This window comes from Pantoea sp. GD03673, from assembly GCF_029844725.1.
Lineage (GTDB): Bacteria > Pseudomonadota > Gammaproteobacteria > Enterobacterales > Enterobacteriaceae > Pantoea.
Genome location: NZ_JAOCKJ010000006.1, coordinates 87,767 through 113,454 on the forward strand (window position 1 = coordinate 87,767; position 25,688 = coordinate 113,454).

A 25,688-nucleotide genomic window follows, 5' to 3' on the forward strand; every position below is an offset into this window, starting at 1 on the left:
GTGCAGCTGCACTCAGCCCGGCAATTAACGTTCGTCGCGACGACCACCCACAGCCGCCCAGATGCGACGCACATGTACCGTCACCTCTTCGCGGTCATGATAGAGCTGGCGGGCGCGAATCTGCACATTAATGCCATTATCATCAAACCGTTCCTGCATCATGGCGAGGTTCTGCGTAACCTCTTCATACCGCTTTTTCATCGGCAGCTTGAGGTTGAAGATGGCTTCACGGCACCAGCCGTTGACCAGCCAGTCGGTCATGAGGTTAGCCACACGCACCGGCTTCTCCACCATGTCACACACCAGCCAGCTGATGTTGGTGCGGGGCGGACGGAATTTAAATCCATCGGCTTTTTCATGCATCACCTGACCGGTATCCATCAGGCTCGGTGCCATCGGACCGTTGTCTACGGCATAGACCATCATGCTGCGCTGGACCAGCTGATACGTCCAGCCGCCCGGACAGGCACCGAGATCCACGGCGTACATGCCGCTGGCTAAACGCTCATCCCACTCATCCGCAGGAATAAAGACATGGAACGCCTCTTCCAGCTTAAGGGTTGAACGGCTTGGCGCATCGGAGGGGAATTTAAGCCGTGGAATCCCCATGTAAAACGGCGAGCTGTTTTCCCGGATGGAATAACCAACGTAGCACGTGCCTGGCGCAATGAAAAACACATGCACGACAGGGCGTTTCGGGCTTTCATAATTCAGCAGGATCTTGCTTTCACGCAGTGCCGCACGCAGCGGCACGGTGAATTTACGGCAGAATTTTGTCAGCTCTTTCGCTTCATTGGTGTCCGGCACTTCAACACGCAGTTCGCCGCCCTTCTCCACCACGCCAGTCAGCATGCCCACGATCGGGCTAATACGATCTTCCTGCGGCAGATCACGCAGCAGCTCTCCCACAACCAGCATCTGGCGGGCAAAGATCAGGTCGTCAAACGGCAGCTCACGCGCCAGACGCTCAGCGTCTTCAAACTGATAGCACTCAAACAGCACGTAGCCAGCGTCATCTTTAACCCGTGGAAAACCGTAAATCTCACGTTCAGCCGCTTTGGCGCTGATTTCCGCCGCACACTCTTTTTCAAAACCGGGACGACAATAGAGTAAAACTTTATTCATGGCGTTCTGCCTTTCGTTTAAGACGCAGCGCGCCAATCAACATCAATACCCAACCAGCGAGGAAACAGACCCCGCCCACGGGTGTGATAAAAACCCAAAACTTCAGATGTGACAGCGCCAGACAATAGAGGCTGCCACTGAACAGCACGGTGCCGAGCGCCATCAGCGCACTGCTCCAGTAAAACCAGATATTGGCGCGGCGAAGCATCGCAGCACCCAGTCCCATCACCGCTAAGGTGTGATAAGCCTGATATTCCAGCCCGGTATGAATCCAGGCCATCTCAGCCGCACCAAGCGACCGACTCAAAACGTGGGCACCAAATGCGCCAAAAGCCACCAGCAGAAATCCGCTGATAGCCGCAAAAACAAACATGGCACGACTGGACATTAACCGATCCTCAGGGTGCTTTTGCATCGTAATGCAAATAAATCAAAAGGTTATTGTTGATAGCGAAAGCGGAATTTTTCTTGTTCGGTTGCAGCTTTTTCCAGAATCCACTGTCGGAAGGCGGCTATTTTACCCAGTTCTGCCTGACTGTCATGACAAACCAGATAAAAAGCGTTTTTACTGACTAATACATCATTAAACGGGCAGATTAATCGTCCGGCCTCTATTTCGCTCTGCGCCATGACGTTGTTCGCCAGCGCCACGCCCTGACCATGAATCGCCGCCTGCAACACCATGGCGCTGTGACTGAAAATCGGCCCCTGCTGCACGTTAATATGCTGCAGGCCCAACTGCCGGATATAAGATTGCCAGTCACGGCGGGAAGCATCATGCAGCAGCGTAAAGCGCGACAGGTCCACCGGCGTTTTCAGCGGGTTATCCCCGGTCATCAGCGACGGCGAACAGACCGGCAACAGATATTCGGCATAGAGTTTTTCAACCCGCAGGCCGGGCCAGTTGCCCCGGCCGTAAAAAATCGCCACGTCGACATCATCAGCCAGTTTCTCTTCGTCGCGGTCAACCGCTTGAATACGGACGTCGATTCCCGGATAAGCCATATTAAAGCTGGAGAGACGGGGAACCAGCCACTGAATGGCAAAACTCGGCAGTAAACTGACCGTCAGCGCCCCCTTGGCACTGCGCGCCTGCAGTTTGCGCGTCGCTTCGTTAATCGCCGAGAAAATCTCTTTGATGTCGAGGTAGTAGCTTTGTCCTTCTTCGGTCAGCAACAGCGAACGATTCCTCCGGCGAAACAGCTTTAACCCCAGAAAATCTTCCAGAGATTTAATCTGATGGCTTACAGCAGCCTGGGTAACAAACAGCTCTTCAGCGGCTTTGGTAAAGCTTAAATGGCGCGCAGCGGCATCAAAAACCCGCAGTGCGTTAAGAGGAGGAAGGCGTTTCGACATGGTTTTGCGTATCCGGATCGGCGAAAAATACGCAGGCTTATGAAAAGCGTTCACGTATTAGAATTTTTAATCCGAGGCATTATAATTTGTCCGTTGAGGAACCTCCAGCAAATACCTATAGTTGCCGCACTTCCTGAGCCGGAACGAAAAGTTTTTAGATTTGTGAGTGAGTTCGCAGATTTTCTGAAAGCTTTTGGCTTGTGGTCGTGATGTTGTGTTTGCAATTTTTGATCCGACGATTGCGGATCGAACGCTTAATTCCTGTAGATTTACCCTGTCTGTCCATAGTGATTTTTGAATAGCACCGCAAATTGCGGTGCTTTTTTTTTTGCTGCTTACTTCGACTCAACCATTTCTTTCACATCAGAGCGGTTAATCTGCTGCTCGTTGCCGTTCGCATCTTTATAGCTGATCATGCCGGTATCGTTATCGACTTTAGGCTTGCCGGCAGCCACGATGGTGCGCCCATCGTTGGTATGCATCACGTAATTGCTTGAACAGGCACTCAGGGTAAAAGCAAGAGTACACACGGCCAGTACTGCGGTAAGTTTTTTCATCTGCTATCTCCTTGTAGATTGATTGCATCAAACCACCCGCGTTACGCTAACCAGAGGCAGCCGAAAAGTGAGTTCGACTAGTAAACGTCCGATCGTTATGCGGGTTTAGTTTAAACCTTGCAATATTCAGCATAACGCGCTTTTCCAGCTTTGCCAGACGCAGACCATTCTTTCAGTGTGGTCCTAATTTTCCTTATCATGGACCAGGCATGACCGCATTTAATCCCATCGCATTTCGCCAGCAGTTTCCCGCACTCGCCGACGCCGGCGTTTATCTCGACAGCGCCGCGACCACGCTGAAGCCGCTGGCCGTCATTGACAGCACGCAGCAGTTTTACAGCCTTAGCGCTGGGACAGTTCACCGCAGCCAGTTTGCCGCGGCCCAGGCCTTAACCCATCGCTATGAGCAGGCGCGCAATCAGGTTGCCCGCTGGCTGAATGCCGCAGACGATCGTGAGATTGTCTGGACGCGCGGCACCACCGAAGCGATAAACCTGGTGGCGAACAGCTGGCTGCGTCCGCGCCTGCAGCCCGGTGATGAGATTGTGGTAAGCGAGGCAGAACACCACGCCAACCTGGTTCCCTGGCTGATGGCTGCGCAGGCGTGCGGTGCCCGCGTTGTAAAATGGCCATTAGGGCCAGACCGTCTGCCCGATATCAGCCTGCTACCCGCCCTGCTCAACAGCCGCACCCGCCTGCTGGCTGTCGGTCAGATGTCAAACGTCACCGGCGGTTGTCCCGATCTCGCCGGGGCGATTTCGCTGGCACACGCTGCTGGCGCGAAAGTGATGGTTGATGGTGCGCAGGGCGTGGTGCACTGCCCGCCGGATGTACAGGCGCTGGACATCGACTTTTATGCCTTTTCCGGCCATAAGATTTACGGCCCGATGGGCATTGGCGCGTTATATGGCAAAGCGGACCTGCTGGAGGCGATGGCCCCCTGGCAGGGCGGCGGCAAAATGATAACGGATGTGGATTTCAATGGCTTCACACCGCAGCCGGTGCCGTGGCGATTTGAAGCTGGCACGCCGAATGTGGCGGGGGTGGTGGGATTAAGTGCGGCACTGAGCTGGCTGGCGCAGGTCAACCTGCCCGAAGCTGAGCGCTGGAGTCAGCAGCTTGCGACACGGGCGGAAGAGCAGCTGGCAGAATTACCCGGCTTTCGCAGCTTCCGCTGTGGCAACGCCAGCCTGCTGGCCTTTGAATTCGCTGGCCTGCATCACAGCGATCTGGTGACGCTGCTGGCTGAACAGGGCATCGCGCTGCGTGCCGGTCAGCACTGTGCCCAGCCGTTGCTGGCAGCGCTGGGCGTCAGCGGCACCCTGCGTGCTTCTTTTGCACCCTATAATAATCTGCAGGATGTGGATGCGCTGGTGCGCGCCATGACGAGCGCCATCACGCTGTTATCGGAGTTTTGATTATGCCTTCACCGCTTTTAGCGCCACACCCGTTTGGCGAACAGATTACCGTTGCCAGCCTGAAAGAGAGCTTCAGTCACTTTCATCAGTGGGAAGATCGTTATCGACAGCTGATCCAGCTAAGCCGTCAGTTGCCCCCATTACCGGAGGCGCTGAAAGCAGCGGACATTGAACTCAGCGGCTGTGAAAACCGTGTCTGGCTGGGCAGTCAGTTGCGTGAGGATGGCTCGCTGCATTTCTACGGTGACAGTGAAGGACGCATCGTGCGCGGTCTGCTGGCTGTGCTGCTGACTGCGGCAGAAGGCAAGACGCCGCAACAGCTGCTGGCAACGGACCCCTTACACCTGTTTGATGAGCTGGGCCTGCGCGCCCAGCTCAGTGCCTCCCGCAGCAGTGGCCTGCAGGCGCTGGCTGCTGCGGTTGAGCACGCGGCGCGTCAGGCACTGACGGCCTCCTGACGCGCCGCACGCGCCAGAAATTTCTTCAGCGCATGCGAAACGGCAACAAAGCCGAAGGTGGCGGTCACCATGGTGGCCGCGCCAAAACCGGATGTGCAATCCATTCTCTTCGGGCCTTCTGCGGTGCTGCGTGAAGCACAGACGCTGCCGTCAGCCTGCGGATAGACCAGCGCTTCAGTAGAAAAGACACAGTCGATGCCGAGTTTGCCTTTACTGCTTTTCACCACGCCCAGACTTTTCAGCCGTTCGCGCAGCTTCGCCGCCAGCGGATCCTGAATGGTTTTTGCCAGATCGGCGACCTGTATTTGAGTCGGATCAATCTGCCCACCCGCGCCACCGGTGGTGATCAGCGGGATCTTATTCCGGCGACACCAGGCGATCAGTGCCGCTTTAGGGCGCACGCTGTCGATAGCGTCGATCACATAGTCGAAGCCCGCAGCCATCAGTTCCGCGGTGTTGTCGGGCGTAATAAAATCATCAATGCAGATCACTTCGCAGTCAGGATTGATCGCACGCAGCCGTTCTGCCATGACGTCTGTTTTAGCTTTGCCGACGTTGCCCTGCAACGCATGAAGCTGCCGGTTGGTGTTGGTGATACAGACATCATCCATGTCGATCAGGGTGATCTTACCAATCCCGGTGCGCACCAGCGCTTCCGCCGCCCACGAACCGACCCCGCCAATACCGATGACGCAGAAGTGTGCGTCAGCAAAACGTTGCAGCGCATCCTGACCATAGAGACGTGCTGTGCCGCCAAAGCGCTGATGCCAGGCGTCATTTAACACTTTCATAGTTGAACCTGTTACGTCGTGCGGGCCCGGAGGCCCGCAGAGAAGAAATTAGTTGGAACCGAGAAGCAGTGAACCATTATTACCGTTTTGCGGGCTGGAGAACAGCGGCTGTCCGGCACCCGGCGCGGCTTTCAGCACCCAGACGCGTCCGTAGTGATTATAGAAGCCCGCCAGATGTGCGGCATCCGGTCCGATACCCTGATAGATATCAAAGTGTTGGCCTTTAATCGCCCCACCTACATCCAGAGCCACCATCAGGCGCATCTCATATTTGCCGTTGAATTTGCCTTTCTCATTCAACTGCGGCACTTCAGCCAGCAGTACCGTACCCGCCGGAATAATGGAGCGGTCAGATGCCACCGAGGCTTTTGCCACCAGCGGAACGGCGCTGGCACCACGGACTGGCGTAAACGGCTCAGCCTTAAAGAAGACGAATGAAGGGTTAGTTTCCAGCAGCGCACGCACCTCCTGCGGGGAGTGCTCCTGCGCCCACTGGCGAATCGCCTGCATCGACATATCTTCGCGCTTCACTTCGCCGCGATCGATCAGCTCTTTACCGATACTGTGATAGCCCCAGCCATTTTTACCGGCGTAACCAAAGAAGGTCATCGGCCGGCCATCGCCAAAGTCGACATAACCACTGCCCTGCACATCCATCATGAAGTTATCAATCAGCGAGTTGCTGTAGGCAATAACGTAGCGGTCATCGAGCCCGCCACTGTAGATTGAGGCGCGGCTCGGTAATTTTTCACCCCGTTTGCGCGGCGGCATACGGTAGATTGGATACTGGAACTCGCCCTGACGGGTGTAGCGCGCTTCCACGACCGGCGTGTAATAACCGGTGAACTGCACGTTACCGTAGTTGTCCGTGCCCTCCATCTGCCAGGCGTTCAGACCATACTGACGGAGCTGTCGGGTATCTGCACCCGCCATCAGCCAGCTTTCAATCGCGCTATAAGTGCCGTTCTGACGACTGTAAAGGGCGGATGAGGCGGACTGAATCTGACGGACCTGATCGCCAAAGTCTTTGCCATTCACCGGTGCGCCTTTGGCATTGGGCTGATTCACCAGCGCCAGCGGCTGTTCCAGTTTGCCATCTTTATATTGCTGACCGCGATCGGTCGGTTTAGAGCTACAGGCCGCCAGCAGCGTGATTAACGCGCCAGTGAGTGCATACTTCACCCAATGTGGTTTCATTATCTTCTCTTTTTATAACTGTTCGCCCCGCGACGATAGCAAAGCGCCCGACATAATGAAATGCATCCGCTTTGACGCAGCGCATATCAGTTCAATAATTAATCAGATGGCTGAATCCTTCAGCAACTGGCTGTTAATTTGGCCTTTATCTTTAAAAAGGGGTTGCATCAATTAGCGCGGAGAGTATAGTGCGCTTCCACGGACGCGGGGTGGAGCAGCCTGGTAGCTCGTCGGGCTCATAACCCGAAGGTCGTCGGTTCAAATCCGGCCCCCGCAACCAATACTTCTGCAGCAGTTTTACAGAAGTCACAATGTGAAAAGTCGCAAAGCGCAATACGGACGCGGGGTGGAGCAGCCTGGTAGCTCGTCGGGCTCATAACCCGAAGGTCGTCGGTTCAAATCCGGCCCCCGCAACCAATCATTTAAACACCTGAAAGGGTGTTTTTTTGTTTCTGCCGTTTGAAAATCCCTCTTACGCCTTTCTCCCGCTGACAAGCGCACGAATAGCCGTGGCTATCCGCACCCCTTTTTATCGATGGGCCAGTGCCGCCCCACTCTCCACATACGCTTTGATACCGTTAAGAATCGCTTCCGCAACCTGATGCTGATAGCGCGTGGTGCGTAATTTTCGTTCCTCTTCCACATTACTGATAAACGCGGTCTCCACCAGGATGGACGGAATATCCGGGGCTTTCAGCACCGCAAATCCGGCCTGATCAACGGTACGTTTGTGCAGATGGTTGATGCGCCCCATGCGATGCAGCACCTCTTTACCAAACTTCAGGCTGTCGTGAATGGTCTGGCGCTGCACCATATCGAACATGGTGTGATCAAGATAGCGGTCGCCGCTTTTGCTGACGCCGCCAATCAGGTCGGATTCATTCTGGGTCTGCGCCAGGAAACGGGCTGCTGCTGATGTAGCACCGCTGGTTGATAAGGCAAACACCGAAGAGCCGCGTGCCGCCCGGCTGGTAAATGCATCCGCATGAATCGACACAAAGAGGTCGGCACGCTGTTTACGGGCTTTTGCGACCCTGACGCGCAGCGGAATAAAGACATCTTCGTTGCGCGTCATGTAGGCTTTCATGTGGGACTCTTTATCGATCAACGCTTTGAGTCGCCGTCCTATCTTCAGCACAATATCTTTTTCGCGGGTTTTATATTTGCCGTGCGCACCGGGATCTTCGCCGCCGTGGCCAGGATCGATCATGATGATAATCGGGCGATCGCGCCCCGCTTTGCCTGGTAACGGTGCCTGCACCCCTTCATCTTTCTCCAGCTCACCCTGATTATAATCTTTCAGCAGGGCCAGCAGCGGGTCGTCTTCCACAGCGTTCTGGCTCGGATAGAGATCGACCACCAGCCGGTGATTGATCCCGGCGACCGGTGCCAGATTGAAGATCTTCGGTGCGACGTTGCGCTTTAACTCCAGAACAACGCGCACTGTGTTGCTGTCGAACTGGCCGACCCGGGCATGTTTAATAAAGGGATCTTCAACCCGTACCTGCTTATCTACCCCTTTCAGGACCGGATTAAGGTGCAGGCCCTGAATATCGATCACCAGCCGTTCAGGATTGCTCAGCGCAAACTGCCTGTACTTCAGTGCAACGTTTGATTCCAGCGTCATGCGCGAGTAGGTGGATGAGGGCCAGATACGCACCGCTACAATGTGGTTCTTTGCCGCCAGCCCTGTCCGGCTGACGCTCAACAGCAGTAAGGCACCCGTCCCCTGTAAAAATCGTCTGCGTGAAAAATGGGAATTACCGTCTGACATGCCGCTCCAGCTACTGTGTTGTGTCTAAAAAAACGCCAGTTAATCAAGTGGCGGCGAAAACTTTATCCAATCCGCAGCATGATGTCACCCCGGAAACCCTAAATAATGCAGGCTGTTAGCGGCTTTGACACCCGAAAAAACGTAAATTTTCGTCAGGATTAAGGCTTGCAAAACCGGACGTAAAAGCATAAAAATACAAAAAATACGAATAAACATTCACTGAGGGTTGGCCGTGAAGGAACGTAGTACCGAACTGGTTCAGGGTTTTCGCCATACCGTTCCCTATATCAATGCCCACCGGGGTAAAACTTTTGTCATCATGCTGGGTGGCGAAGCGATTGAGCATGAGAACTTCTCTGGCATCGTTAATGATATCGGCCTGTTGCACAGCCTGGGCATCCGCCTGGTGGTGGTTTATGGCGCACGGCCTCAGATTGACGCCAGCCTGGCCCAGCAGCAGCTGGAGCCGGTTTATCATAAATTTACCCGGGTGACGGACGCGCAATCGCTGGAGTTAGTGAAACAGGCTGCCGGTCGGCTGCAGCTAGATATCACTGCCCGCCTCTCGATGAGTCTCAACAACACCCCGCTGCAGGGCGCGCACATTAATGTGGTCAGCGGCAATTTCATTATTTCACAGCCGCTGGGTGTGGATGATGGCGTGGATTACTGTCACAGCGGACGCATCCGTCGTATTGATGAAGAGGCGATTCATCGCCAGCTGGATAACGATGCCATCGTACTGCTGGGTCCGGTTGCGGTCTCTGTGACCGGCGAGAGCTTTAATCTGACGTCTGAAGAAGTGGCTACCCAGCTGGCAATTAAGCTCAAAGCCGAAAAGATGATCGGTTTCTGCTCTGAGCAGGGCGTGCTGAACAGCGAAGGTGAAATCATCTCCGAGCTGTTCCCTAACGATGCGCAGGCCCGCATCGACGAGATTGAAAAAGAAGGGGATTATCTTTCCGGGACGGTCCGCTTCCTTCGAGGCGCGGTGAAGGCCTGCCGCAGTGGCGTGCGCCGCAGCCATTTAATCAGCTATCAGGAAGATGGCGCGCTGTTACAGGAGCTCTTCTCACGCGACGGTATCGGAACGCAGATTGTTATGGAGTCAGCCGAACAGATCCGGCGCGCCAATATCAATGACATCGGCGGTATCCTCGAACTGATCCGCCCGCTGGAGCAGCAGGGCATTCTGGTGCGTCGCTCCCGCGAGCAGCTGGAGATGGAGATCGATAAGTTCACGATTATTCAGCGCGACAATCTGACCATCGCCTGTGCCGCGCTCTATCCGTTTATGGATGAGAAGATTGGCGAAATGGCCTGTGTGGCGGTTCATCCTGACTATCGCAGCTCTTCACGCGGTGAGATGCTGCTGCAGCGCGTGGCGTTGCAGGCGAAGCAAATGGGGCTGCAAAAGCTGTTTGTATTAACCACCCGCAGCATCCACTGGTTCCAGGAGCGCGGCTTTACGCCGGTCGATATTGAGTCACTGCCCGAGAGTAAGAAAGAGATGTATAACTATCAGCGCCGCTCCAAGGTGCTGATGGCCGACCTCACCTGATTCAATGCTGAAGGGACGGGCCACTCCTCATGGCCTGTCCCCCTTCTTCTCAGCCGGTTTCCCCCAGTCGTTCCACCAGACCGCTGCGTCGCTGCGTTCGCAGCTGCACTGCACGCTGAAATACGCCAGTTTCACTGTAAATAGTCAGTTGTTTACGCGCGCGCGTAATCGCGGTGTAGACCAGTTCACGGGTCAGCACCGGCAGAAACTGCGTCGGCATCACCAGCGCAGTGTGGTCGAACTCTGACCCCTGCGATTTATGCACCGTCATTACCCAGGCCGTTTCATGCGACGGTAACCGGCTCGGCTGGATCGCCTTGATTGAGCCATCCGGCAGCGCGAAAAAGACCTTCAGGTTACCCTCTTCATCCCGCAGCGTAATGCCGATGTCGCCGTTAAACAGTCCGAGCGCACTGTCATTCCGGGCGATCATCACCGGACGTCCGGCATACCAGCGGCTGCCGATACCGGGACGCCGGATGCGCTGCAGCTGCATCAGTCGCTGCTCAATGCGCTGGTTCAGCCCCTGCACGCCAAAGGGCCCGTCACGTAATGCACACAACAGCTGATAACGGCCAAATGCAGCAATTACCTCAGCAGGCGGAGCCTGTTGTCTGATGAGCTGCAGGAAAGGCTGATAGCCCTGTGCCACTTCATCGAGCATCACCTGATACGCTTCCGCGCTGTTCAGCGGCTGATAACTGACATCTTCATGAGCCGCAGCAAACACTGCCCTGACCTGCTCAGCATCGCCAAGGTTGATCGCTTTTGCCAGCTGGCCGATGCCTGATGAGGCGTCAAAACGGTAACTTTTCTGCAGCAGACAGATGCTGTCACGCACTGCCGGTGCAAGCCCGTCGTCGCTGCCCTGCAGTGTACAGCCGGTCAGCAGGGCAAGCTGTTCTGCCCGCGCCAGGCTGTAGCCGCTTTCCGTGCAGCGGCAGATATCGCCCAGCACCGCACCCGCTTCAACAGAGGCCAGCTGGTCGCGATCGCCCAGGAACACCACACGGGCATGGGCAGGCAGCGCGGCAATCAGTTTTGCCATCATCGAAAGATCGACCATCGAGGCCTCATCCACCACCAGCACATCCAGATGCAGCGGATTACCGGCATGGTAGCGGAGCCGCTGGGTATCGGGCTGTGCGCCCAGCAGGCGATGCAGCGTGGTGGCTTCGGCAGGAAAACGCCGCCGTTCTTCGTCAGTGACCGCCAGATCCTGCAGCGCCCGGCCCAGTGACTCAGTCAGCCGCGCAGCCGCTTTGCCGGTTGGTGCCGCCAGCTGAATCCGCAGCGCACCAGGATTCAGGCGAATCAGGGCGGCGAGGAGTTTCGCCACGGTCGTGGTTTTACCGGTGCCGGGGCCGCCGGAAATGACCGCCGTCTTGCGGGTCAGCGCCACGGCCGCAGCAATTTTCTGCCAGTTTTCCGGATCGTCACCAAACAGGCTGTTGAGCACGTCGCCTGCTGCACGCATATCAAACGCGGTTTTCACGTCCTGCACAGCAAAGAAGTCGGCAACCCGGCCTTCGCTGTGCCACAGCCGATGCAGATACAAACGCTGGTTGCTCAGCACCAGCGGCGTAATCAGGCTACCATCACTGACGGCCGACCAGTCAGCCAGGCGTGATGGCCAGTCATCCGGCGCGCCCGCAGCCTGCCAGATGGCCTGGGCCAGCGCAGGCTGACGCCCGGCAAACAGGTTTGCTTCACAAAGGTTGCTCAGCGGCAAACAGACGTGCCCTTCGCCCGCCTCCGCGCTGACGCAGGCGGCTGCAAGCAGCAGCGCAGGCTGTGATTCCGGCGCCACCAGACGGGCAAACTGAATATCCAGCGGCCGCAGGAGACGCTTCTCAACGGCCTGCAACAGCAGATTCAGCATGTCACTCATAACCTCTCTCCGGTTTCACCAAACAGCGCATCAATCTCCTCCACAAAGGCTTCGGAAGGTCGGGTGGCAAAAATGCCGTTGTCCGGCGAACTGCCATCCATTCCGCGTAAAAACAGATAAAACACCCCACCAAAATCACGCTCATAGCGGTAATCCGGCAGGCGATGCTGCAGATAGCGATGCAGCGCCAGCGTATAGAGCTGATACTGCAGGTCGTAGCGGTGGCCAGTCATCGCCTGCGCCATCGCCTCTGGCGTATAAGCAGCATGACTCTCTCCCAGCCAGTTCGACTTGTAGTCGAGCAGATAATATTTACCCTGCCAGCGGAAGACCAGATCGATAAAGCCTTTCAGCATGCCGCGCACCTGACGAAAATCCAGGGCGGCAGCCTGCTGAGAGAGACGGTCGTGCCGGCGTAGCAAATCGTCAAGATCCGCTGCGGTCAGCAGATTATTGATCGGCAGATAAAACTCCATCTCAATGAGGCGCTCGCTGCTTTTTATCGCCGACAGCGTCAGTCCTTCGGCATTGAGCGGCGTATGTAAGACCCGATCAATCCACTGTTCCAGAACCGGCAACCAGCTCAGGGGGTAACCATTGTGCTGTAGCTGATCTTCCAGCCAGACGCGATCCGGCGGTTCGGTAAAATCAATCGACTCAAACAGACCGTGCAGGAAGGTGCCGGGTGCCGCACCGCGCGGAAAGTGATGCGGCGTCAATGCCGCCTCTTCACCACGCTCTTCTTCACCTGCGGCATCAATATCGAAATTGGGCAGCGCATCCAGCAACGGCGAGCTGTGGTGCTGTTGCAGGCCAGAATAACTGGTTACCCGCCAGACATCGCCCAGTGCGCGGGTCACGTCGCGACTGCTTAACGCCTCATCGCCCTGCTGCGCATCCTGCCATATTTCACCCGGCAGCAGATCGTCGTCAACCAGCGCAATGCCCTCACCGGTTAACGCCTTCAGCCGCTGACTGAGCTGCTGCGCATCGGTTGCTTCCCCCTTCTGCACCAGGTAACCCAGTGCGCTCTTGTGGAGATCGCTTTCACCCTCTTTTTTGCGGGTGCCCTTGATCAGCGGAGCAATGCCCACGCTGCAATGATAAACCGAACGGGTCAGCGCCACGTAGAGCAGGCGCAGATCCTCAGCCAGACGCTCCTCTTCGGCCAGCGCCAGACTTCCGGCATCGCCCTGCACATCCAGCAGTGCCGTGAACGTGTCGCGGTCGTGATAGAGCGCGCTGGCTGCCTCACGGAATCCGGCAGCGAAGGGCAGCCAGACCAGCGGATATTGCAGCCCTTTCGATTTATGGATGGTGATGATCTGCACCAGATGGCGGTCACTTTCCAGACGCAGCTGCTGGCTGGAGGCCTGGCTGTTTGGCCGGGCAATCTGCTGCGCCAGGAAGCGCACCAGCGCGTGCGGACTCTCCAGCTGCACCGAGGCTTCCTGCAGCAGTTCACCCAGATGCATCAGGTCTGTCAGGCGACGTTCACCGTTCTCCGAAGCCAGCATATTCTCTGCCAGCTGCCGTTTGATCATGACATCTCGCAGCATGGGTAACACGCCGCGCTGATGCCACAGCTGCTGCCAGAGGGCAAACTGCTCCACCAGCGCATCCCATTCGCGCTCATTCTGCGTCAGCGCGTCCAGCGTTGCCGCATCAATAGCGAAAATGGAGGTCGCCAGCGCACTGCGCAGCAGCCGTTCCTGCTCAGGAGCCTGTATCGCCTGCAGCAACCAGAGTAATTCGCGCGCTTCGGGCGTGCTGTAGACGCTGTCCCGACTGGAGAGGTAGACCGAGGGAATCGACAGCGCATTCAGCGCGTCACGGATTAATCCCGCCTCATTGCGACTGCGCACCAGCACGGTGATATCGGAAGCCCGCACCGGCTGCAGCGCCTCGTCTTTACCCAGCCAGGCGCGTCCCTGCTGTCCTGCCACCAGCCAGCGGCTGATGTCAGCGGCACACTGCTGCGCCATAAACTGCTGGTAGTCGCTGTTACCGACGCCTTCGCCAGGCTGCAGCCAGAAACGTAATGCCGGTTGCTGTTGCTGGTCAAAAATCAGCTTCAGCGACTGATTGGGTGCAGCGGGCCTGACCGGCTGGAAAGGAATTGCCGAGAAGAGGAAAGGCGAATCCAGCTGAGAAAAGAGGCGGTTGACGCTCTCTACCATCTCAGGTGAAGAACGCCAGTTGGTATCCAGCGTGTAGTGAGCACTGACTTCGTTTCTGGCCCGCAGATAGGTAAAAATATCCGCGCCGCGAAACGCATAGATCGCCTGTTTGGGATCGCCGATCAGAAACAACGCCTGTTCAGGCTGATTAAGATAGAGCGTGCGGAAGATGCGATACTGCTGCGGATCGGTATCCTGGAATTCATCAATCAGGGCCACCGGGAATCGCGCCCGGATAGTTTCTGCCAGTAACACGCCGCCAGGCTGCTGCAACGCCTCATCCAGCTTACTGAGCAGATCGTCGAAGCCTAACAGTGCACGTAACCGTTTCTCGCGCTGTACCGTGGCACGCACATCAGTCAGCGCCTGCGCAATGATCACATCCCGCAGCGACAACGGTTCCGCCAGAAACTGATCGATCGCTTCAAACAGCGAATGTCGCGGGGCTTCGCCCTTTTTGGTTTTCTCATCCAGCACCTGCTGACCAAAGCGCTCCAGCTCTTTCGGCAACTGATAATCCAGCGTCTCGCTGCTGGCCCACTGCGTGACTTTTGCGACCCAGTTCGGCAGATGTTTGCTGCTGTAGCTGCGCTTATCCACGCCCGAGGTGCTGATCATACCCTCAACATCGGCGCTGAGCGCCTGCCACTGCTGCTTGATGGCGTCAATGCGCGCCAGATTACGGGCATGACGTGAGGCCAGCGTCTCATCAGCGGCGGGTGGACGCTTCAGGCTGGGCGATTCACCCTGAAGCCAGGGGCGCAGCGTGGTCAACAGGCTGTCGGGCCCGCTCCACTCTGCGGCAATGATTCGCGCCACATCCAGCGACAGGGGATAGCACTGACGACGCCAGAAATCAGCGGTCGACTGCTTCAGCAGCGCCTGCTCATCTTCAATTAACTCCAGCTCAAAGAGCATGCCTGATTCAAAGGCGTTGAGATTCAGCATCCGCTGACAGAAGCCGTGAATCGTGAAGATGGCGGCTTCATCCATCTGGCGTTCAGCAGCCAGCAACTGCGCGGCGGCCTGACTCAGATCCGCCATTTGCTCCAGCAGTAGCTGATGCATTGGATTGCTGCTTTTCCCGCGGATACAGGCCAGACGTAACTGATGAATATTTTCGCGGATGCGCCCGCGCAATTCTGCTGTCGCGGCCTCGGTGAAGGTCACCACTAAAATTTCTTCTACCGGGAGCGGCCGGCTATAGGCGTTTTCTCCGCCCAGTCCAAGCAGCAGGCGCAGATAGAGCAGACCAATGGTAAAGGTTTTTCCGGTGCCCGCTGACGCCTCAATCAGTCGCTCACCTCTGAGCGGCAGCGTTAAAGGATTCAGCGATACGGGAGGTAACTGCGTCATTGGGTCTCACTCTTTACCGGCAGCGACTGCTGCAGTTGCGCCACTTCATTCCAGGTTTTCCAGCCAGGCTGGCGGGCAAATGCAGTTTTGCCATTGCCGGTGCCTGCAATTTGCGAAGTCATCACCATGCCCTTGTGTTCAATCACCGCCTGCCGAAAAAAGTCAGCCAGGCTGGCCGGAGTCAGCCGCTGAACCTGCTCTGTCATTTTTTGCCGGGTATCAAATTGATCATTCTGCCTGTCGAAGTCGCGGTTAAAACGGTCCGCTTCCTCAAAGAGCGTCTGAGGGCGTTGCTGTAAGTCGTTGATCATCGCCTGCTGATACTGGGCAAAATCTGCCTGGCTCATGCTGCGTAACCGTTTTTCTGCCTGTGGATAGAAGGCCTGGTAACGCTGTAACAGCCAGTCTGGCTGTTTACTGTTGCTTTGCAGCAGGAAGCCGACACCCCACTGGCGGCCCACCGGCATCTGGAAGGCAAACACCGCATAGCCGAGCTGCTCTTTAGTCCGCAGCTGGTTGTAGAACCACGGCTGCACAATCTGGCTCAGCATAGCGCTGTGCGCCATGCTTTGATATTCACTGTACCCCAGTGGCACATAGAGGGCGGCAAGAGCGGAGTCGGTGCTGCTGCCCTGCTGTTGCAGGTTGGCTTTCAGCGGTTTTTTAATGGTCACATACTGGCTTTGCCAGTTGCGGGTCGCATTGCTCTGCATCTGCTGTTTCAGCTCGTGTCCCAGTTGCGTCACGCTGTCAGCACTGAGGTTCCCCACTACCAGCATCTCTGGCGTCGCGTCGCGGAACAGCGTATCGCGGTAGGTCGTCACATCATTAAGAGAGATTGTGCTTACCAGCTTACGGCGGGTTTCTCGCTGGGTATAAGGCAGTTGCGACAACAGCTGCATCGGCTGAATCGCCTGCTCAAACGCCTTGCCTTTTTCCGCCGCGTCCAGCCGCTCCAGATACCAGGATTTGGCCTGCTCCAGCTGCTGCTCTGTCGGCTGGAAGGTGGCATAGCCTTCGACCAGTTTCTTCAGCAGCGTTGGCAGGCGCTGCGTAAAACCGTTGGCGCTGAACACCAGCCCCTCATCTTCACCGATTGAGAAGCTGATGCCGCCCACCGAAGCCTGAGAATTAAGCGCGTCCAGTGCCAGGCTGGAGAGGTAATCATTAAGGCCGAACAGCACCTGCTGGCGGGCATCGCTGATGGCGTGCCTGTTTCGTAACGCCAGGGTTATGGCCGCTTTCGGCTCGCTGGCATAATAACGGCTGGGCATCCAGTAAATGCGCATACCGTCATTGTTATCCAGTCTGATCGGATGCTGATACGTTTTTCCGTCTGACGGCAACAGGGTGAAATCATCCGGGATATAGGGGTTCAGCACGGGCATCGCCAGCGTAATCTGACTGCCACGCTGCTGCCAGTCTGCAAAGGTTTGTGGGGTGATCTTCTCAACCTGATAAGGCGCATCCACAAAGTAGGCGGTTTTATTGTGCGGCTCCTGCGGGCTGATATACCAGATGCGCGCACGCTGCGGAGTCATCTCGTCCAGCCGGGCTTTAATCGCGGCGGCATCATACTGATCCGCCAGATAAGGCGCATCCAGCGTGTGTTCCACCGGCACGCGCAGCATGGTGTCAACCAGCCATTCAATGTAATCCATATCGCGGGTGATGGAGGGATAGCGGAAGTCGAGCGCCAGCACGTGTGAAACTTCATCGAAATAGCGCTTATCATCGCTCTGCTGGCGCAGCAGATTGATGTAGCTGAATATGGCCGCTACCACTTCGTCACGCTGTGCCAGGCCTTTATCAGTGAGTGAAGCGGTAATTGCAAATACGCCGCTGTTACGCTCTGTCACCGGGTCAGCGCCCGCATTTACGCCGTCGGCCAGCCCCTGCTTTTGCAGCCATTCGGTCAGCGTGTTTGCGCTGCGGTTACTGATTAAATAGCTGATCAGCGTGTCGGTTTTACTGCGGAAGCGGTCGCTGTTGTTGGCAATGCGGAATTCAATCCTGAGCTGCTTGCGCGGCTGGGCGGGGACGTAATGAATAATGATGCCCTGCTGGGCATCCGTCACCACCGGCACCGTAATCTGCGGCACGCTGGCGTTGTTGTTTTTCACCCGGCCAAAGGTTTTGGCCGCAATTGAGGCCATCTCCGGCAACAGTTTATTGCTGTAGATCACCGCCTTCATCAGGTTAGCGGAGTAATGGGTATGATAAAAATCCAGCAGCGCCTGGTGCAGTTTGCTGCCGGGTTTATCTTTCAGGGTCTCAAGATTGCCGCCCGAGAAACGTGACGCCGGATGCGCCGGGTTCAGGGTTTCAGCACCGACCTGGGCCATGCGCAGGCCGTCACGCGAGCGCGCCATGGTGAGCTCGGCGTTTACGGCGTGGCGTTCGCGGTCAGCGTTAACCGGATCCAGCAGTGGCTCAGCCACCGCATCCGCCAGGCGATCAACCGCCGGTTCCAGCGAATCGTTTTCCACTTCCAGATAAAAAGCGGTGCGGTAAGAGGCCGTACTGGCGTTGTGGCTGCCACCATGCTTTTTCAGGAATTCGGCCAGGTTATCCGGCTGCGGGTAGTGCTTTGAGCCCATCAGCACCATATGCTCAAGGTAGTGCGCCAGTCCCGCCTGCTGATCGGGATCGTCCAGCGATCCTATCGGCAGCGTCAGCGCCGCCAGCGATTTTGGTGCGACTGGATCGGAAACCAGCAACACCGTCATCCCGTTATCAAGCCGGATCGCCTGATAGTGGCGAGGATCCTGTTCACTTTTGCGAATGGTGTCGTTAACAGGCTGCCAGCCTGAAGATGCCTGCGCCTGTGCTGTGCAAGCCACCAGGCTTAACAATAGCGCCGCTATCCAGCGTGCGTGTACCCGCATGTCAACCCCTCTCGTTTCCCGATAAGCCGCCAATCTCTGACGCGGCGGCTCAAAGCAGAGCAAAATTTCTGTGTTATAAATCAGTCAGCAAAACGCGCTCTGACCTGCTATTCATCATCCTGATGTGCAGCCAGCACCGGTAAATACCAGCGCTGTGCCGCCTCAGTTATCTGCTGTAGTTGTGGCTCATCCAGCACACGGCAAAGGCGTTGCAGATAGGGATCGCCGCCCTCGCCCTCAACCTGATAGTTACCCTGCCAGGCGGTCAGCAGGCGATTACGCGCTTTGAGCTGAGTCGCGTCATCGGTCAGCAACTGCTGGCTTTTTTTGTCATAGCTGGCGGTGAGCCACGCACCGCCACTTTTACTGAGCAGCATCAGCGGCTGTCGCATACCGGCGAGATAGCCCGCGGCGTACTCATTCAATGCAGCAATCGCTTCTGTCTGCGGCACCGCGAGGAAACACCAGCGACTCTTCTGTCGGCCAAACATCCGGCTGCTGCCGGTGCCTCCCAGCGCGCAGTAAACCAGATGCTCCAGCCAGAGTAACAGTCCGTCGTTCATGTTGAGCACGCCAGGCCGCCAGCGCAGTAATCCATCACCCTGCACCTGCGTCAGCCAGCCAGTTAAGCTGACCTGCTCCAGCTGCAGATTCACTTCCCAGCTCTCACCGTCGCTGCGCTGATCAACCACTTCAGCCGCCACTTCCTGCATTTCATCCCGCTGCGCCTGCCAGAACAGCTCACCGAATGCACCGTAAGGCAGATTACCGGCCGCACGATGGTGCGCATAAAGCCGCTGGGTATCCTCGCCTTCAACGAGGGCATTCAGCAACTGCGCATTGATCTGGTAACGCTCCAGGTTGTCGAGCGCAAACGGCTCGCTGTCGGGCAGTTCGTTCTCCTCCAGCCAGAAACTTACGCCAAGCCGCTGATGGAACCAGGCGCGGACCGGATGACGCCAGAAGCGCAGAAATGCTTCCAGCGTCAGCGCATCCATTGGCGGCGCGTCCAGCGGCTGAACAAAATCGGGTTGCGGCTTCCCCGCCCCCTGCGCGGCAGGCAGCCATTCACGGGCGAAACTCTGCAGCCTGGCGGCTCGCTGGAAGTTTTCTGCGGCAAACGGCATCCGGCTGTGCAGGTGCTGCAGGTGCATCCGCACCCGCCCGGCGCTCTCATCCAGCTCAAGATGACCATCACCGTCCAGATAAAAGCTCTGTCCAATGTAATCCAGCAGTTCTGTGACCAGCACTGACGGGTAGCGTTCCGTATTATCCTGAATCGCCCGGCCGATATAACTGATGTAAAGCTGCTGCTGCGCCGAAATCATCGCCTCCAGAAAGAGGTAACGGTCATCATCGCGGCGGCTGCGGTCGCCTTTACGGGACTGCTGCTGCATCAGGTCAAAGCCTAACGGTGCCAGGGTGCGTGGATAGACGCCATCGTTCATGCCCAGCAAGCAGACCAGCTGAAAAGGAATGGAGCGCATCGGCATCAGGGTACAGAAGTTAATCTGCCCGGCCAGAAAACGCTGGCTGATGCGCTGCTGATCGAGCCGGCTGCGCAGATCATCGCGCAACAGCGCCACCGGAATCGCCTCTTCAAACCGTGCATCCATGCCATATTCAATCAATTGCTGCCACTGCTCTTCGACCAGCAGCAGGGCAGCCTCGGTTTCGGCATCGGGACTGAAGAAGGCGTTCAGCAATTCCCGGCACAGGGGCAGCCAGGCCGTCAGTGGCCGGGGTTCAGCCAGCAGCTGTCGCCAGTGATTAAGCCGCGAAAGCAGCTCTGCCAGATGTCCCGCCAGTTCCCCGACAAGACCACTCGATTCGTCGTAAGGCAGAATTCCTTCCCAGTCACCGTTGTGGCTCTCCATTGCATAGCCCAGCAGCATACGCTGCAGGCCAAAGCGCCAGGTGTGCTGACCGGTAATCGGCAACGACAGGGCTTCTACGCTGGCATCATCCAGCCCCCAGCGCACACCCGATTCGCTGACCCAGCGCCGCAGTAAGCGCAGACCACTTTCATCAATGGAGAAGTGGGCAGCCAGCGCCGGGACATCCAGCAGCGCCAGCACATCTTCTGAAACGAAACGGCTGTCCGGCAGCGCCAGCAGATTCAGAAATGCCACAATAGCCGGATGCGCCTGACTGGCCCGCCGGTCTGAAATCGCAAAAGGCAGATAGCGATCGGCCGGGGCATTAGCGAACACCGCCTGAATAAACGGCGCGTAGGCGTCGATATCCGCCACCATGACAATAATGTCACGCGCTTTCAGCGTCGGGTCGGCCTCCATCATTGCCAGCAGATGATCCTGTAACACTTCAACTTCACGCTGGGCACTGTGACAGACCTGCACCGCAATGGAGCGATCAGCGGGATCAAGGCAGCGTTTCTGATCGCTGTGCGCCAGTTCCGCTGCATTCAGTCCGATGATGGCGTTGTCCTGCAGATTGAGGAGATCGTGCTGCATACAGTGCAGCAGGTTGTCCGGCTCAACATCCACAAACGCATCGATATCGTCAATCGACTCCATCTGACTGAGCAGAAACAGGTTGTCTCGTCCCAGCTTGCCCCATGAGGCGAGCAGCGGGTTCGTCAGTTGCTGCTCACCGGCATCGTTAAACAGCGCCGGTGCCTGATCGGCATCCCGGAAGAGTCCGCGGGATTCATCGGCACCATGACGCCGGCGCTGACGGCTTTGCAGTCTGGCCAGAAATGCATAATCCTGAATGTCGCCCCAGTAATCGCGGCAGGGATTGGTGAACAGCAGATGAATGTCGATGTGACGTCCCAGCGCCTGCAACGCCTGCAGATAGACCGGCGGCAGCGCTGAGATGCCACAGATAAAAACCCGTTTGGGCAGATTGGCTGGTGTGGTTTTCGCCTGATCCAGCGTCTGGATAAATCGCGCATAAAGGTTGGCACGGTGCCATTCGGGCTGGCGCAGGGCCTGGGTATAACTCACCAGATCGCGCCACAGTGCAGCCTGCCAGCGCTGTGCGTCACCCAGCCCGTCAATGGTTTCCCCGCGTTCCCAGCTGTTGAGCCAGTCGGCACGATAGACCAGATACTGGTCAAACAGATCGGCCACGCGGGAACTGAGCTGATAGAGTTTTCGCCTGTCGTCGTCGTCATAGAGATAGTGGCGTAAAGCGCCAAACTCTTCATGTTCGAGCATCACTGGCAGACGGTGCATCAGCTTCCAGGCCATGCTGGCCTTGCTGAAGGCACTTTCTACCGGGATATCCGGCAACACGCGGACGAACATCTCCCAGATAAAACTGGCGGGCAGCGGAAATTCAATATTGGCCGCAATGCCAAAGGTTTGTGCCAGCTCCATCTGCAGCCACTGCGCCATACCCGGACTCTGCACCAGCACCATTTCTGAGGCGAAAGGATCATCAAGAGGATCATGTTTAATCACCGCCGCCGCCAGAATCTTCAGCACATCAAGCTGATTTGAGTGATAAACGTGAAACATGAAAACTCCTGTGATAACTCAGAACGTGACTGCGGTATTGCGGCCCTGTCACTTTACCGCGTATCGCGGTTGAAACCCATCAAAAGGGCGTCCCGCGTGTTGAACATCGCAGCCGCGTCAGAGTAGCGCTGCGCTGATAAGGCCCCGTCACGTCTGCCCGATCCAGGATGCAGCCTGAGGCGCTGCTCTGCTGTTGCAGTGTGGATCGCCATCCCGCGACCTCATGACCGTTCAGCCGCTGCTCCGCAACCCGCCAGGCCTCGCGCTGATACCACTGCTGACTGAGCGCCAGCGCCAGTGCGCGATGGTAGTGCAACAGCGTGCTGGTGCTTAATGCCATTAGCAGCAGAGCAAACAACACCTCTGGCAGACTGAATCCACCGCCTTTACTGACAGGTTGCCGGGGACGTGAGCGGGCAGTAATCGATCCAGCCGTGCGGCAGTGCAGTAATCTGGTTGCCCCGTAAACGCACCCAATGCCAGACCGCCATCCCCCTGCCGCTGGCCTCACCTTTAAGCAGACCTTCATTATTTTCACCTCGCTGTAAACAGCTGCGCCAGCCCTGGCGATCATCCTGCTGACACAGCGCAGGCTTAGCCGCTGACCAGCTCATGGAAAGACCCCATTGCAGCGCCGACTGTGCCCGCCAGAAATCCTGAACATACTGCTGCTCATCCGCCAGCAGTCGCATTCCCTGCTCAGACATCTTTCGGCTGGCATGCAGCGTGAAGCTGCCGATAACCATAATCATCAACACCATGCCCAGCGCACTGCTGCCTCGCTGTTTCACAGGTTCACGCCCTCCACCCAGCTCTCTACCGTTTCAAGCCACCGTCCGGCCCGTCCCTGCAGGACGATCCTGATCAGTGCGCCCTGCTGGCTGACGCTGAACTGCTGTAGCGTCATAAATGCCGGATCGGAGAGCCGCTCCCAGCCCGCAGACTGACACTGGTCAACACCTCGCTGCATCTCAAGCTGCTGTTGCCGCAGGCGATAGCCGTAGTAGTCACTTTCCGCATGGCTCACCGCTTCCCATTTACCGTTGCTGTTCTCATCCCAGCGCAGCAGCAGGCAGTTCTCACGGATTTTCAGTGCGCCCCTGCCGCACTCACCGTGACAATAACCGGCACGCCGCACCGCCTTTTCCAGCGTGGCCATAATCTGCTGTAACTCCTGACGCAGTTGCGCCTGTTGCAGTACGCCAGCATTTTCTGCCAGCAGTAATGGCAGAAAACGACCGGCGCTTAACATCACGACTGCGCTAATCGCCAGGGCGATCAGCATCTCCAGCAGGCTGAATCCGGCGATTTTCAACGGCATGTCTCCTCATCCGTCATACAGAGGCGAATTCGGGCTCTGGCCGAGATAATCAGCCTTATACGCCCTGCGCTGTTTCCCAGTTCAATGCTGCCTGCTCTGGCTACGTTTCGACGGCCATAGAAGCCCGGTTCTCCCCGGAAGCCATAAAGCGCGACGCCAGAATGCGGTGCCAGAAAATGCAGCCGTTTCCCGTAACTGCAACCGGCATCGGGGCGACTTCCGGCCCCGATGCACCAGGGCTCGCCAGGTTGTGACCATAACACCAGGTCGCTATTTTGCCGGTTGGCCTGGGCACGTAAACGAAGCAGGAATCCCTGCAGCTGCTGGGCGCTGTCGCGCAGTTGCTGCCGCTGTTGCCAGCTCTGCCAGCCGTGCAGCGCCGCAAGGCTTAGCATACCGGCAATCACCATGACCAGCAGCAGTTCCGGCAGGGTGAAACCGCGTAAGTGGGCTGTTTTCATGGCGTCAGACTGCGGGTTACAGACAGGTGAAACAAGCGGTGTTGTGGCAGGCTGGAAAGCGTGCCGCAGAGAATGTTCACCGCCGACAGGCAGATTCAGACGCGTGCGAGGGGTGTCGCAGATTGACTGATTTAGGCGCAAAAAAAAGCCCCGGCGGCGTGCCAGGGCGTTATCTTTTATTGCCGATCAGATGGCGACAGGCGCTTTGATCGCTGGATGCGGATCGTAGCCTTCGATCTCAAAATCGTCGAACTGATAGTCAAACAGTGACGCCGGTTTGCGCTTAATAACCAGCGTTGGCAGTGGACGCGGTTCGCGCGTCAGCTGCAGGCGCGCCTGCTCCAGATGGTTGCTGTAGAGGTGCGTATCACCGCCGGTCCAGACGAAGTCGCCCACCTGCAGATCGCACTGCTGCGCCACCATATGCACCAGCAGCGCATAGCTGGCGATGTTAAAAGGCAGGCCCAGGAAGATGTCGCATGAACGCTGATAAAGCTGGCAGGATAGCTTGCCATCCGCCACGTAGAACTGGAAGAACGCGTGGCAGGGTGCCAGCGCCATCTCACTCAGTTCGCCGACGTTCCAGGCGGAAACAATAATCCGCCGTGAGTCGGGATCGCGCTTCAGCTGCTCTATCACCTGGCTTAACTGGTCAATCTCCTGGCCGCTGGCCGTTCCCCAGCTGCGCCACTGTTTGCCATAAACCGGGCCAAGATCGCCCTGTTCATCGGCCCACTCGTCCCAGATTGAGACGTTGTTTTCCTTCAGATAACCAATGTTGGTGTCACCTTTCAGGAACCACAGCAGCTCATGAATAATGGAGCGGATATGACATTTCTTGGTGGTGACCAGCGGAAAACCATCCTGCAGATTGAAACGCATCTGGTGACCAAAAATTGAAAGCGTACCGGTGCCGGTACGGTCAGCTTTTGGCGTGCCTTCGTGCAGCACATGTTGCATTAAATCCAGATACTGTTTCATTTTTCCTCGCGAAATTGTGGCTGCGGGCGACGACGATACGCCCAGATCATCATAATAATACCGGCAATAATCATCGGCACAGAGAGGATCTGTCCCATACTGATTCCGCCTTCGAACAGGCCAAGCTGCGCATCCGGCTGGCGGAAGAACTCAACGATAATACGGAAGGCACCATAGCCAATCAGGAACAGGCCAGAAACGCTGCCCATCGGGCGCGGCTTACGAATAAACAGGTTCAGAATGATAAACAGCACCACACCTTCCAGCGCCAGTTCGTAGAGCTGCGAAGCGTGACGTGGCAGCACGCCGTAGGTGTTAAGCAGTTCCTGATATTGCGGATTGGTCGCGGCCAGCGCCACATCTTCGCTGCGGGAGCCAGGGAATAGCATCGCATAGCGGAAGCCCGGATCGACACGGCCCCAGAGCTCGCCGTTAATGAAGTTACCGAGACGACCGGCACCCAGACCAAACGGGATCAGCGGCGCAATGAAATCAGAGACCTGGAAGAAGTTACGTTTAGTGCGGCGGGCAAAGATCAGCATCACCACAATCACCCCAATCAGGCCACCGTGGAACGACATGCCGCCATCCCAGACTTTGAACAGATAAAGAGGATTTTCCAGGAACAGCGGTAAGTTGTAGAACAGCACATAGCCGATACGGCCGCCGAGGAAGACCCCCAGGAAACCGGCGTACAGCAGGTTCTCAACTTCCTCTTTTTTCCAGCCGCTGCCAGGCTGATTGGCGCGGCGTACTGCCAGCCACATGGCGAAAACAAAGCCCACCAGATACATCAGACCGTACCAGTGAAGCGAAACTGGTCCGACCGAGAAGATCACCGGATCGAACTGCGGAAATGCAATATAGCCGTTATTCATCATTCACCGT

Annotated in this window: 20 protein-coding genes and 2 tRNA genes; 5 read left to right on the forward strand and 17 right to left on the reverse strand. The window is 56.9% G+C overall.

Going from position 1 to position 25,688, the window contains the following annotated elements; translation table 11 throughout:
* Positions 1–24: 24 nt before the first annotated feature.
* The 4 genes from rlmM to N5J69_RS12885 form a co-directional block, all read right to left on the reverse strand.
* Positions 25–1,125: a 23S rRNA (cytidine(2498)-2'-O)-methyltransferase RlmM gene (rlmM, locus tag N5J69_RS12870; RefSeq protein ID WP_279770792.1), complete on the reverse strand. Its 1,101-nt coding sequence runs from the start codon at positions 1,123–1,125 to the stop codon at positions 25–27.
* Positions 1,118–1,513, reverse strand: a complete 396-nt coding sequence (locus N5J69_RS12875) for a DUF423 domain-containing protein (protein ID WP_279770794.1) — start codon at positions 1,511–1,513, stop codon at positions 1,118–1,120. Before N5J69_RS12875 ends, rlmM begins: the two co-directional genes overlap by 8 nt.
* Before the next feature lie 50 nt (positions 1,514–1,563).
* Positions 1,564–2,481, reverse strand: a complete 918-nt coding sequence (locus N5J69_RS12880; protein WP_033733638.1) for a transcriptional regulator GcvA — start codon at positions 2,479–2,481, stop codon at positions 1,564–1,566.
* Between the two features lie 335 nt (positions 2,482–2,816).
* Complete coding sequence (locus N5J69_RS12885; RefSeq protein WP_003854643.1) at positions 2,817–3,038, reverse strand: YgdI/YgdR family lipoprotein; 222 nt, start codon at positions 3,036–3,038, stop codon at positions 2,817–2,819.
* Positions 3,039–3,247: 209 nt separating this feature from the next.
* On the opposite strand from N5J69_RS12885, the gene csdA reads away from it, so the two are divergent.
* A complete protein-coding gene (gene csdA, locus N5J69_RS12890; RefSeq protein ID WP_279770796.1) occupies positions 3,248–4,456 on the forward strand; it encodes a cysteine desulfurase CsdA in 1,209 nt (402 codons plus the stop codon).
* A gap of 2 nt (positions 4,457–4,458) precedes the next feature.
* Positions 4,459–4,914 carry a cysteine desulfurase sulfur acceptor subunit CsdE gene (gene csdE / locus N5J69_RS12895; protein ID WP_279770798.1) on the forward strand — a complete coding sequence of 152 codons (456 nt, stop codon included), beginning with the start codon at positions 4,459–4,461 and terminating at the stop codon, positions 4,912–4,914.
* On the opposite strand, the gene tcdA is transcribed toward csdE, so the two are convergent.
* Entirely contained in the window at positions 4,893–5,705 is an 813-nt protein-coding gene (gene tcdA / locus N5J69_RS12900) for a tRNA cyclic N6-threonylcarbamoyladenosine(37) synthase TcdA (protein ID WP_279770799.1), read from the reverse strand. The genes csdE and tcdA overlap by 22 nt on opposite strands.
* 48 nt (positions 5,706–5,753) lie before the next feature.
* Positions 5,754–6,902 carry a murein transglycosylase A gene (gene mltA, locus N5J69_RS12905; protein ID WP_279770800.1) on the reverse strand — a complete coding sequence of 383 codons (1,149 nt, stop codon included), beginning with the start codon at positions 6,900–6,902 and terminating at the stop codon, positions 5,754–5,756.
* A gap of 203 nt (positions 6,903–7,105) precedes the next feature.
* Between mltA and N5J69_RS12910 the strand changes: the two genes are divergently transcribed.
* Together N5J69_RS12910 and N5J69_RS12915 are read left to right on the forward strand one after the other, a co-directional pair.
* Positions 7,106–7,182, forward strand: a tRNA-Met gene (locus N5J69_RS12910).
* Between the two features lie 60 nt (positions 7,183–7,242).
* Positions 7,243–7,319 (forward strand) — tRNA-Met (locus N5J69_RS12915).
* A gap of 112 nt (positions 7,320–7,431) precedes the next feature.
* Here the strand turns inward: N5J69_RS12915 and amiC are convergent.
* The gene (amiC, locus tag N5J69_RS12920; RefSeq protein ID WP_279770802.1) at positions 7,432–8,676 is read right to left on the reverse strand and encodes an N-acetylmuramoyl-L-alanine amidase AmiC; all 1,245 of its coding nucleotides are present in this window, start codon (positions 8,674–8,676) and stop codon (positions 7,432–7,434) included.
* Between the two features lie 232 nt (positions 8,677–8,908).
* On the opposite strand from amiC, the gene argA reads away from it, so the two are divergent.
* Positions 8,909–10,237 (forward strand): amino-acid N-acetyltransferase, encoded by a 1,329-nt coding sequence (gene argA, locus N5J69_RS12925; protein WP_279770804.1) that lies wholly within the window; start codon positions 8,909–8,911, stop codon positions 10,235–10,237.
* Positions 10,238–10,286: 49 nt separating this feature from the next.
* Here argA and recD read toward each other — a convergent pair whose 3' ends face one another.
* The 10 genes from recD to lgt form a co-directional block, all read right to left on the reverse strand.
* Entirely contained in the window at positions 10,287–12,128 is a 1,842-nt protein-coding gene (gene recD / locus N5J69_RS12930) for an exodeoxyribonuclease V subunit alpha (protein ID WP_279770806.1), read from the reverse strand.
* A complete protein-coding gene (recB, locus tag N5J69_RS12935; RefSeq protein ID WP_279770807.1) occupies positions 12,125–15,664 on the reverse strand; it encodes an exodeoxyribonuclease V subunit beta in 3,540 nt (1,179 codons plus the stop codon). Before recB ends, recD begins: the two co-directional genes overlap by 4 nt.
* A complete protein-coding gene (gene ptrA, locus N5J69_RS12940; protein WP_279770808.1) occupies positions 15,661–18,552 on the reverse strand; it encodes a pitrilysin in 2,892 nt (963 codons plus the stop codon). Before ptrA ends, recB begins: the two co-directional genes overlap by 4 nt.
* Positions 18,553–18,659: 107 nt before the next feature.
* Positions 18,660–22,037, reverse strand: a complete 3,378-nt coding sequence (gene recC / locus N5J69_RS12945; protein ID WP_279770809.1) for an exodeoxyribonuclease V subunit gamma — start codon at positions 22,035–22,037, stop codon at positions 18,660–18,662.
* A gap of 79 nt (positions 22,038–22,116) precedes the next feature.
* Complete coding sequence (locus N5J69_RS12950) at positions 22,117–22,377, reverse strand: prepilin-type N-terminal cleavage/methylation domain-containing protein (RefSeq protein ID WP_279770811.1); 261 nt, start codon at positions 22,375–22,377, stop codon at positions 22,117–22,119.
* A 46-nt stretch (positions 22,378–22,423) separates the two neighbouring features.
* On the reverse strand, positions 22,424–22,828 hold the full coding sequence (locus N5J69_RS12955; RefSeq protein ID WP_279770813.1) for a DUF2509 family protein: 405 nt from the start codon (positions 22,826–22,828) through the stop codon (positions 22,424–22,426).
* Positions 22,825–23,352: a prepilin peptidase-dependent protein gene (locus N5J69_RS12960; RefSeq protein ID WP_279771210.1), complete on the reverse strand. Its 528-nt coding sequence runs from the start codon at positions 23,350–23,352 to the stop codon at positions 22,825–22,827. Before N5J69_RS12960 ends, N5J69_RS12955 begins: the two co-directional genes overlap by 4 nt.
* Positions 23,349–23,819, reverse strand: coding sequence for a prepilin-type N-terminal cleavage/methylation domain-containing protein (locus N5J69_RS12965; RefSeq protein ID WP_279770815.1), 471 nt, complete (start codon positions 23,817–23,819; stop codon positions 23,349–23,351). Before N5J69_RS12965 ends, N5J69_RS12960 begins: the two co-directional genes overlap by 4 nt.
* 186 nt (positions 23,820–24,005) lie before the next feature.
* Entirely contained in the window at positions 24,006–24,800 is a 795-nt protein-coding gene (gene thyA / locus N5J69_RS12970) for a thymidylate synthase (protein ID WP_279770816.1), read from the reverse strand.
* Positions 24,797–25,678 carry a prolipoprotein diacylglyceryl transferase gene (gene lgt / locus N5J69_RS12975; RefSeq protein WP_279770817.1) on the reverse strand — a complete coding sequence of 294 codons (882 nt, stop codon included), beginning with the start codon at positions 25,676–25,678 and terminating at the stop codon, positions 24,797–24,799. The genes thyA and lgt overlap by 4 nt, the downstream gene beginning before the upstream one ends.
* Between the last annotated feature and the right edge of the window lie 10 nt (positions 25,679–25,688).

Bases quoted from the DNA above. Each gene is read 5' to 3' on its own strand.
- rlmM (WP_279770792.1), bottom strand. From the start codon at position 1,125: ATGAATAAAGTTTTACTCTATTGTCGTCCCGGTTTTGAAAAAGAGTGT.
- N5J69_RS12875 (WP_279770794.1), bottom strand. From the start codon at position 1,513: ATGTCCAGTCGTGCCATGTTTGTTTTTGCGGCTATCAGCGGATTTCTG.
- N5J69_RS12880 (WP_033733638.1), bottom strand. From the start codon at position 2,481: ATGTCGAAACGCCTTCCTCCTCTTAACGCACTGCGGGTTTTTGATGCC.
- N5J69_RS12885 (WP_003854643.1), bottom strand. From the start codon at position 3,038: ATGAAAAAACTTACCGCAGTACTGGCCGTGTGTACTCTTGCTTTTACC.
- csdA (WP_279770796.1), top strand. From the start codon at position 3,248: ATGACCGCATTTAATCCCATCGCATTTCGCCAGCAGTTTCCCGCACTC.
- csdE (WP_279770798.1), top strand. From the start codon at position 4,459: ATGCCTTCACCGCTTTTAGCGCCACACCCGTTTGGCGAACAGATTACC.
- tcdA (WP_279770799.1), bottom strand. From the start codon at position 5,705: ATGAAAGTGTTAAATGACGCCTGGCATCAGCGCTTTGGCGGCACAGCA.
- mltA (WP_279770800.1), bottom strand. From the start codon at position 6,902: ATGAAACCACATTGGGTGAAGTATGCACTCACTGGCGCGTTAATCACG.
- amiC (WP_279770802.1), bottom strand. From the start codon at position 8,676: ATGTCAGACGGTAATTCCCATTTTTCACGCAGACGATTTTTACAGGGG.
- recD (WP_279770806.1), bottom strand. From the start codon at position 12,128: ATGAGTGACATGCTGAATCTGCTGTTGCAGGCCGTTGAGAAGCGTCTC.
- recB (WP_279770807.1), bottom strand. From the start codon at position 15,664: ATGACGCAGTTACCTCCCGTATCGCTGAATCCTTTAACGCTGCCGCTC.
- ptrA (WP_279770808.1), bottom strand. From the start codon at position 18,552: ATGCGGGTACACGCACGCTGGATAGCGGCGCTATTGTTAAGCCTGGTG.
- recC (WP_279770809.1), bottom strand. From the start codon at position 22,037: ATGTTTCACGTTTATCACTCAAATCAGCTTGATGTGCTGAAGATTCTG.
- N5J69_RS12950 (WP_279770811.1), bottom strand. From the start codon at position 22,377: ATGGCATTAAGCACCAGCACGCTGTTGCACTACCATCGCGCACTGGCG.
- N5J69_RS12965 (WP_279770815.1), bottom strand. From the start codon at position 23,819: ATGAAAACAGCCCACTTACGCGGTTTCACCCTGCCGGAACTGCTGCTG.
- thyA (WP_279770816.1), bottom strand. From the start codon at position 24,800: ATGAAACAGTATCTGGATTTAATGCAACATGTGCTGCACGAAGGCACG.
- lgt (WP_279770817.1), bottom strand. From the start codon at position 25,678: ATGAATAACGGCTATATTGCATTTCCGCAGTTCGATCCGGTGATCTTC.